Origin of the sequence: Moorena sp. SIO4G3, assembly GCF_010692305.1 — a bacterium.
Classification (GTDB): domain Bacteria; phylum Cyanobacteriota; class Cyanobacteriia; order Cyanobacteriales; family Coleofasciculaceae; genus Moorena; species Moorena producens_A.
This window is the reverse complement of record NZ_JAAHIG010000340.1, coordinates 1-9475: the sequence shown is the minus strand read 5'-3', so window position 1 is coordinate 9475 and position 9475 is coordinate 1. Positions and strand designations below refer to the sequence as shown.

Below are 9475 nucleotides of genomic sequence, written 5' to 3'. Positions count from 1 at the left end.
TGCACACTTAGCATAAAGTTTAATATATCACATTAACTAATTTATCTGACATCTGGTGTTGAAGTAGAACCTTGTTGCCTATAACAGTTTCCTCCACATTTGCACCGGGCTGTACACACAAGGGTATTTTAGTTGGTCGATTGAGAGCAAGACTACTTAATTTGAAACTATTAGAATTACCTAGTTTGTGTTTAAAGAAAAATTTCCCGAATAGGGTAGAAAAGGCTTGGGATGATTTACAAGATTTTGTTAAAAAATCAAACAAGAAAGAAACAAGACCAATATTTCAGCTTTTTGTTAATTTTTTTGAATTAGTTAAAGCTATATGGAAAGGTTTGATTTGTATGATTCTTACAAAAATAGAACTTCGTAGAGTAAAAGAAGAAAACTCTAGTCGAACACATGAGTATTTTTCAATTCGCTTCAGTAAAGAATTTGCTGTGTACACATTAGATGACACACTCAAGTATTACGACATTCTTGATAAAAATCGAAATGGTGCATTGCTACACAAATTAAAACAAGATTTTATTAAATCAATTGGTTTGGCTACAGATGAAAAATGGGTTGCGATGGCAAGAAGTAATAAAACAATAGAACTATTAGATTTTCAAGGAGGAATACAAGAACCTTGTATGCGTACTTTTAGACGGGATGGAGCTTGTTTACGTATTTTTAAAGGGCATAAAGATGAAGTAAATGCTGTTTGTTTAAGTCCTGATGCTAAATTTTTAATTTCTGGTAGTTCTGATGAAACAATTAGGAAGTGGGATACAGCAACAGGTAAGTGTCTTGCTCAAAGTGCCATTCTAGGAGCTAAAATTCACTCACTTTCCCTTAATGGTAATGGTGATTTACTTCTATCTGGAGATTCAGATGGAAGGGTATGGTTATGGGATATTAATACAAATACCCCTGTACATTGCTTTACTGGACATACAGACAGAGTAAATTCAGTATCTTTAAGCTTTGATGGTCGAATCGCTTTGTCAGGCAGTTCTGATAAAACTGTGAAAGTATGGGATGTGGAAAATAGACAATCTCAACCTTTATTTTACCTTAAAGGACATAATAGTCAAGTAACTTCTGTTGTTTTAAGTAGAGATAATAAATGGGCTATTTCTGCTGATGGAGAGGAAATAAAAGTCTGGTTTTTAAACTGGGAATTAGAAGAGCGTCAACTCACTGATTGGGATGAAGGAGCTAGACCTTACTTAGAAACCTTCTTAAAACAGCATATACCTTATGCTTTCACATTACCTAGTAATCGCCAAGTTACAGAAGAAGAAATTACTAAGTCTTTAACTCGTGAAGGAACACCTCAGTGGACAGAAAAAGACTTTGAAGACTTATTTTATACTCTCGCTTGTGCTGGATATGGATGGCTAAATCCTGATGAGGTGCGTGAACAACTTCAGCTAGTAAAAAAAGATTTATAGATAGCTATCTATTATTACTATTTTGTGATTCAACAAATCGAATTAAATCCTGTTGAAACTCAGCACCAGTTGAATAATAATCATCATATTCATTTAAAGCCTTATCAATAATATTTACCAAATCTTTATGAATAGATGCATTTCTCTCTCGAATAGAAATAGGCTTAGACTTGCGAATCACCTCTATTATGTCCAATTCATCAGATATGTTAGAAAAATCTCTTGGATAGTCACCATCCGTTAACATATAATATAAAGTCGCTGCCATTGACCAAACATCAGTTTGAGGTGTTGCATTTTTCCAGTCGCGTATCAAGTTGCGAGAGGTAAATTGAGGACTGAATTGTAATTTTTTCAATTTACTTCTCTGACTTGATTCTGTATTTGAACGAATCGGTGAAATAGATGTCAAACTAGCCGAATCAAATGCTTTTGCTAGTCCAAAGTCTCCTAACTTTGCTTTAAATTTTGACCTTTTATTTGTGTCATTTTCATAGCAAATAAGGATATTCTCTGGTTTAATATCTCGATGAATTCCTTGAATTTTATCGTTTTCGTGAAGTTCTATTAGACCATCCAAAGCTTGAATAATAATTGCTAGATAATTTTCGATACATTTATCTGGAACCCTACCTTTTTCAATTAAATCAGCTACATTACCAGCATTACAATATTCCATTACTATAAAGCATATACCAGTAGCGTCACAAACAGCATCATCAAAATATTGTACAATATTGTCATTTTCAAAACCCTTCAATATAGAAATCTCTCTTTTAAATCTTTGAAACCTTTTTTCATCTTCATATTCTCTTGATGTATCTGCATCTTCGGTCGTCAGCAAAACTTTGATAGCATAATCTTTAGCTGATTTTATTTCACGAGCTTTATAGACGGTACCAAATCCTCCGCTTCCCAATTCCTCAAAATTTTCATACTTGAAAATTGCTTTGAGATTTTTGTTTCTTCTTGCCTCTTTTAGCAGAATTTGAATTGGTGTTTTGTCTTCAAAATTTTCATTACTTAAAGTCATAAATTTCAGTTCTCCACTAACATTACTATGTTATCCGATAGATAACTAAGCGAACGATTAATTTTATCGAAATTTTCAACTTCAGAGTGAAGTTTCCATAGCTTTTCTTTAGTCATTTCTTCGTCACGAGATAATCGTTTAATTAAACCTCCTATTATTCGTTTTTTTTGTGCTTGCTCTAATTGTTTATCTAGATAGTTTGTTAAAAGTAGTCTATATCTTATCAAGATACAATTAGCGCCAGGATTAATATCTAATAGCGTGTTTTCTAGATTGCTTGATTTTGTAAAGTTAGATATTTCATCAATTAGTTTATTAATAATTCGGTTAATAAAGTATCTTCTATGTTCAGGAGGAAGAAAAAATCCTGCCTCAACTTTTTCAATGATTAATCCATTTTTTAGACTTTGCAAAGCCTCATAAAAATCATCACCTGTTACAAAGGGAAAAGAATTTCTAACTTTTTCTTCTAACTCAAATGATTTTACTGGTATTCCATAAATAGCTAACCAGTTGCAAATTGCTCTTTTAGTTAAAGAAAAGTTTTTATTTTTAACTTGCTTGTCTAAAAATCCTCTTGTTTTACTTGTCACCTTAGTTGTCTTTCCTAAGAATACTTTGGGGTCTCGGTCAAAGAATTCATCAATATATATCGCAATCTCTTCCAATCTTTTTGGATTGCCTCCATATTTTTTTTCTAATCCTTTTAAATGCTCTTCACTTAACCACTCTATTTTTATATATTTGATAAAATTTATCAGTGCATCTCCAACTAAACCCTTAAGCTTATAATCATGTGAATTAGTAATTTCTAATTTATTTATTTCCTTTTTATGGCTTATTACTAATAAACAACTTTTATGAGTAGAGTCTTTCACTTCATTTAGCATTTGAAGATATTTTTTATATATATCTTCATCAGATTCTTCTAATTGTTCTAATCCATCTATAATTATTAGTATTTTATGCCGATTCAAGAGTTTAATCAAATCAGGAATACCATGCTCATCAGATGGGGATGATGTATCCAGGATAGGAAGCTTGTGAAATATTTTATTGTCTAAAAAGTGTTGTAGCGGTTGATAGAATAAAAGTTTTGTCCAGATAATATAATCAAATCCATCTACTATTTCTTGTTCTTCTGTTAGCTTTTTAGCTAAATAAGATTTTCCAATCCCCTGTTGACCCCATAGAGAGATTACTTTGCATTTACGTTCTATAATTTGCTCTTTTAGCTTTTTTATGTCTTCTTCACGACCTAAAAAAGGTGGATAATTTAGTTCTGGTGATTGCTCAAATCCTAAAAATTTTAGTTGACTCTCCTCTGGAGTGGAAGCGGTAAATGCTTGACAACAAATTTTTTTGACACTGAGATAAACTAAGTCATTTATTTGAGGTTTAGCAATGGAATTATGGTCAAATGGTACCGCAATAGGTTGTACATCCCTAATCCCTGGGTTAGCACTACCCTCATCTACAACCAAAATTCCATATATACGCCTGGTTTCATAAAAAACTTTGGTGTTAATTGCTAAATTCTCAACATTCTGCCGATACCATTCATTGAGCCTAAGTAACTCTTGTTCGTTGGCTTTTAGTTCTTTAACATTGACATTAGGTCTGACTAGATAACTAATCTTATCAATTAAACTAGCTATATGGGCACCTGTGTGTGGGGTGGACAAAAATACAATCCATTTAGTCTGTTCGATAAAAATTTTTCGGCTCCTAAAATTTTGAGCAGTACGAATGGCTTCTTTTACAAGCAATCCACCCATACTGTGGGTAACGAAGATAAGCGGACGCTTGCCAATATCGTTGACTTCTAGGTATTCCAGTAGATTACTTGCTAGGTCAAAACGTGCCATCGCCCAACCGCTAAATTGAAATCGAGCCGCTTCGTATCCAAAACTCCAGATACCAACATCGATTCCACTTTGTTCTAATTCTTCTCCTAGCCAATAAGGCCAAAAGTTAACATCTTGACGATCTTTTTGGTTTTGCGGATGCCAAGTACTCCATGGGTGACCAGCCAAACCATGAACAAAAATAATATCACCACTTCGATGAGGATTTTCACACCCTAATACTCGCAACAAACCAATCAAATTATTTTCTTCTGGCTGCGAAGGAGAACGGTGATTATGACGAAACATATTATTTTGGTGAAGTAATTTTAGAAATAGATAGTCTCAGTACTTCTACTATTACTCTAATACAGATACTATGACTGTAGTCAGGACTATTTCAGTCTAGATGCTAAGATAAGATGCTAAGGCACAAGAGAATCAACATTGATGGGTAAAATTTCTATTTTAGAAGCATTTTATGATTTACCAGATGCTCTTAAAGGGCAGCGGAGTTGAGACGAGCGTGGCTATATGTCTGGCTATCTTTAGCCTAGCAGTCGCTGCAGGGAATAAAGGATTAAAGCGCGTACGCTGATTGGGTTGAAACAATCGTGAGGAGTTGAGTCAATTGTTTCAAGTCAACCGACTGCCATCATACAGCACAATCCGCCGAGTGTTACTGAACATAGTAACTTCAGATTATTCAGCAAGGCTCGCTTGCTTTTTCGAAATTTTTCAAAGCTAAAAAAGTATAATTAAAACCAACTTTTGCCTCTTGCCTCTTGCCTGGGTGCATCTCAATGCATGCTGTTTGACGAGGTGGGTGGAATCGGCATCTTGCCTGTTACAATCGGACGGACTGTCCCAATACTGGCTACGGAGAAAATCAGGGCGAGTCCGTGTTATCACGCACCCTGCCCAACTTTTGTACAAAGTATGAGATGCACCCTATTGCCTAATGCCTAATGCCTCTTGCCTCTTGCCTCTTGCCTCTTGCCTATCTCTTATTGGGCGTCAACTGTAAATACAAACAAGGAATCACTAGCAACGCACTCAAGGTTGAGGCACATAAACCGAAGATAATTGCCATACACAACGGAAACCAAATGGGATCACTTAGTGCTAAAGGAATCAAACCAACCATGGTGGTAATACTGGTGGTGAGTACCGGGCGCAGTCGGTCAGAAGCACCATGAGCTGCAGCTTGTCGCACTTTCATTCCACTTGAGCGATGGTTGTTCATGGTTTCTACGATAACGATGGAATCATTAACTACAATTCCCACTAGAGAAATAATCCCAATTATGGCAGGAAACGAAAGGGGTATCCCGAGCAAAGAGAAACCACTAAAGGTGCCAATCAAAGCAAAGGGGATAGAGAGCATAATAATGAAAGGCTGGCTGAAAGAGCCAAATTGCAGCACCAGTACCGAAAAAACTAAGAAAAGTGATACATAGGACATGTTAACTGCAGAAGCAAAGGTTTCACTTTGAGTTTCAGCCTGTCCGCCGAATTTGTAATCATAACCTGGGGACCATGTTTTCTTCATTTGGTCTAATTTTGGCTGTAACTCTGCCAAAATCTCTCCAGACGTGCGACCTTTAGCTTTAGAATAAACAGTAACTGTGCGTTCGGTATCTGTATGGGTAATCGATAGGGGAGCCATGCTCTGCTCAACATCCAATATCGCCTCTCCCGATATTGCTCCGTGGTCTGATGAAAACAGTTGAATCATTCTCAACTCATCACGACGAGTGGGACCACCTACAGCGCCATTGCGGGATGGCCAGGCAGTACTCAGACGAATTTCTAAGTCGTCTTTTCCTGCTCTAATGGCAGAGTCTGTAATCTCGTTATCGGTCATAATGTAGCGTCCCTGCATGGCTAGGTCATTTTCAGTGATGCCATAAAAATCCATAGCTTCCCGTTTGGGTCGAAGTTTGATATCGTTGCGCAAGTCTCCCAAGCCATCACGGACATCTTCAGTCCCATCAATCTGGCGCAGTGCTAATTGGACTTCACCGGAAATCTGCCGCAGTGTGTTCATGTCATTGCCTTTTAGCTCAATGGCAATGGGGTCTCCCCCTTCACCAGTACCAGGAACATTGATGACTAGGGATGCTCCAGGATAATTACGGATGGCCTGATTCAGTTCTGTTCGCAAGTCATCTATATAGTCATAGGAGAACTGGTCGCGCTCGTTTTTTTTGGTAAAGAGTGCTGAGAAACCTAGTAAATAGTTATCCTGTGTCGGCTTAAGACCACTCTCTGCCACTAAAGCACTTTTTTGACCAACTAATTTGGTGACACTTTCAAAATAATCCTTGGAACGCAAAATTTCTCCTAAATCATCTGCCACTTGTTGAGACTTTGCCAAGGTGGCTGTGGGGGGTAATTCCACATTGATACTGATAGGCCTGGTGTCAGCATCAGGAAAAAGCGTTCCTGGTAATTGCGCAACTGCAACCAAAGAGGTCATAAAAAGAACTACAGTGCCGACAATCCAAGCAGCAGCAGTGGCTCGGTTACGTACTGTAAACTTGAGACTCCAGTTTTTAAACCATTCAGAGGCGGATTCGGTTAGTTTATCAATGCGGGTTTTTTGCATCCCGCCTTTGACATTATCTAACAGAAAGCGAGACAAAGGTATATCAACTAATAAAGCGATCGCATAACTGAGCAACAGACAGATAATTGCTGTGATGGGCATCAAGCGTATAAACTTGCCCATCGTGCCACTAATTACCAGCAGGGGTGCCATAGCTAGAATGGTTGTGAGCTGACCGGAAAAGGCTGGTGCTGCATAGGTTCTCACAGTCTTAAGGGCTGCCTGATTAAAGGTTAACCCTTCCACAAACAGTCCATCATGCATCCCCTCCATCATTAAGATGAATACATCCACCAGCAATCCTAGTGCTATGACCATCCCATATAAGAGCATATTGTTAAGGGTGTACCCACTAAGCCAGAGCAGAAATATAGCTCCGAGAAAGGTTAAAGGAATCGATAACCCAGCAATGATGGCTTCTCGCCAGGTCAGGGCAATGAACAAGATGATAAAAACACCAACCACTGCCTGAATCACATTAGTGATCAGGTTATTCTGCTCATCGTGAATCTGTTCGTCCTGCCTGTAGGTAATCCGATAATCCATCCCAAAAGGCCAGACATTGAGGTCTTGCTTGAGAGACTCCAGTTCTTCTAAGGTTTTTTCGATGACCTTAATCGAGTCAGACCCTGGTACTTTCACTACATCCATGCTGACGGTGGGTTCAAACTCAGAACCCTGCCAACTAATGAAAGCACGAGTCTTTTCCCTTTCCAAATCCCGACGTACTAAGGCAACTTCATCTAGGCGCACTACCCTACCATCACTACCACCCAAACGAGTGATAGGCAAGCTACGTAAATCTTCCAAGGTACGAAACCTACCGTACAACCGCACCTGAGCCCCAATCTGTTCATTTTCAATCTGATCCCAGGGCATATCCTGGTTAGCAACTCTGAGGCGGTCACTTACTGTGGTTGGGGAAATCCCCAAAGTAATCATGCGGCTGGGGATAAGTTGGACATTGATAACTTCTTTCCGTTGTCCTGCTACATTAACCTCCCGTACATCCGAGACTTTTTCCAGTCTTTCTTGAATATTTTCCGCCGCCCGACTGAACACCGCCGGATCGAGATTACCATATAAAGCAATCGAGAAAATTGGGACATCTTGGGCAGAGATTTGCTGTATATTTGGTTGATTAGCCTCTGAATTAATCTCCGGTTCAGCATCATTGACTTTTTGCCGCAGCAGCGCCATCGACTCCTGAACATTGGCATTAGCTTGAAATTCCACTGATATTTGGGAGAAACCGTTGAAAGAAGCACTCTCAACTTTCTTCAATCCCTTTAGGGATTTGAGTTCTTTTTCAATTTTATCGGTGACTTGAGTTTCTATGCTTTCTGGGTCAGCCCCTGGCCAACTAGTAGTCACTATCGCCATGGGAATTTCCACATCTGGATCGGCTTCTTTGACCATGGACTGATAACCCATCAATCCACCCAAGGTTAGCAAAACGATCAAAAGAATACCAAATACTGTTTTCAGGAAAAAGAATTTAGCTAAACCTGAGGCTTGGTTAACATCAGGCACATTATGGCCATTATTATGATGTAATTTATCCTGTAAACCCTCAGGTTTATAGTTGGATGAAACCAGCTTACTACTCATCAATTACCTACCAAAGGAAAACGTCATATGACCATTTTTTAATTCAAAATGCCAAATTCAAAATTCAAAATGAATAGCCTTATAATTTTGACTTTTTGACACCGGATACAAGCCCCTGAATTCATTTCTGTAAAAATACTATTGGCGTGGCATCCTTGTTTCAAGCCCCCGAATTCATTCGTGGGGTATTTTTGAATTTTGAATTGATAATTTTGAATTGGAGCGCGTTAAGCAGCGTCGGCTTGGCCGATAGCGATTGACCAATTACAAACTTTCCAAATTGCTAGTCAATCACTTCAACTGGTGTGCCATCAACTAAGCGATTTAGTCCTTCTGTGACCACTAAGTCGCCAACTTCAACACCACTTGTAATTTCTTGCATAGAAATCCCCCTAATCCCCGCTGTTACCGGACGCAGTTTGACGACGTTTTCTTGTTGATTTACAACAAATACATAGGGTTTCTGGTCTCGGTAGACAATTGCATTAAGAGGAACACTTAGGGCTGTGGGGTTTTCTGCCACAGCGATCCAAAGAGAAACTCGCTCCCCATCCAGTACATTCTTACTTCCTTGGTACAGGCGGACGGTCACGTTTACAGAACGCTCACCAGGGTTAACCGAAGGACTGACTGAAAAAATTGCGCCTCGGGCTTTAGCAAGGCGAAACAATTCCTGTTGGGTCATGCCTCTACTAGAGGCAGTACTCATGTCTTGATCTAACACCACATAAGCTGATTGACCCGGTTGCACCAATGGGCCATAAAAGGTGGGTAGTTCCACATCGACTTCATAAGCGCTAGGGTCATTGATAATGATAGGTACTGAATCGACTACAGTCTGATAATCACCAGCGGTTGCACTGTTTAAAATTTGGGTTGTCCAGAAGTCTCCCTCTCGGATATTAAGGTGGGCTACAATGCCATCAAAGGGTGA

Annotated in this window: 4 protein-coding genes and 1 pseudogene; 1 reads left to right on the top strand and 4 read right to left on the bottom strand. The window is 38.8% G+C overall.

Annotated elements, in window-relative coordinates; all coding sequences use genetic code 11:
• Positions 1–74 precede the first annotated feature (74 nt).
• Positions 75–1439: a WD40 repeat domain-containing protein gene (locus F6J99_RS35730; RefSeq protein WP_293120305.1), complete on the top strand. Its 1365-nt coding sequence runs from the start codon at positions 75–77 to the stop codon at positions 1437–1439.
• Between the two features lie 4 nt (positions 1440–1443).
• Here F6J99_RS35730 and F6J99_RS35725 read toward each other — a convergent pair whose 3' ends face one another.
• The 4 genes and pseudogenes from F6J99_RS35725 to F6J99_RS35710 all read right to left on the bottom strand — a co-directional run.
• Positions 1444–2472 (bottom strand): serine/threonine-protein kinase, encoded by a 1029-nt coding sequence (locus F6J99_RS35725; RefSeq protein ID WP_293120304.1) that lies wholly within the window; start codon positions 2470–2472, stop codon positions 1444–1446.
• 5 nt (positions 2473–2477) lie between these two features.
• Positions 2478–4628, bottom strand: coding sequence for an NB-ARC domain-containing protein (locus F6J99_RS35720; RefSeq protein ID WP_293120303.1), 2151 nt, complete (start codon positions 4626–4628; stop codon positions 2478–2480).
• A 691-nt stretch (positions 4629–5319) separates the two neighbouring features.
• The gene (locus F6J99_RS35715; RefSeq protein WP_293120302.1) at positions 5320–8541 is read right to left on the bottom strand and encodes an efflux RND transporter permease subunit; all 3222 of its coding nucleotides are present in this window, start codon (positions 8539–8541) and stop codon (positions 5320–5322) included.
• 283 nt (positions 8542–8824) lie between these two features.
• Positions 8825–9475, bottom strand: a pseudogene (locus tag F6J99_RS35710) (RND transporter MFP subunit); the annotation flags it as partial.

Bases quoted from the DNA above. Each gene is read 5' to 3' on its own strand.
- F6J99_RS35725 (WP_293120304.1), bottom strand. From the start codon at position 2,472: ATGACTTTAAGTAATGAAAATTTTGAAGACAAAACACCAATTCAAATT.
- F6J99_RS35720 (WP_293120303.1), bottom strand. From the start codon at position 4,628: ATGTTTCGTCATAATCACCGTTCTCCTTCGCAGCCAGAAGAAAATAAT.
- F6J99_RS35715 (WP_293120302.1), bottom strand. From the start codon at position 8,541: ATGAGTAGTAAGCTGGTTTCATCCAACTATAAACCTGAGGGTTTACAG.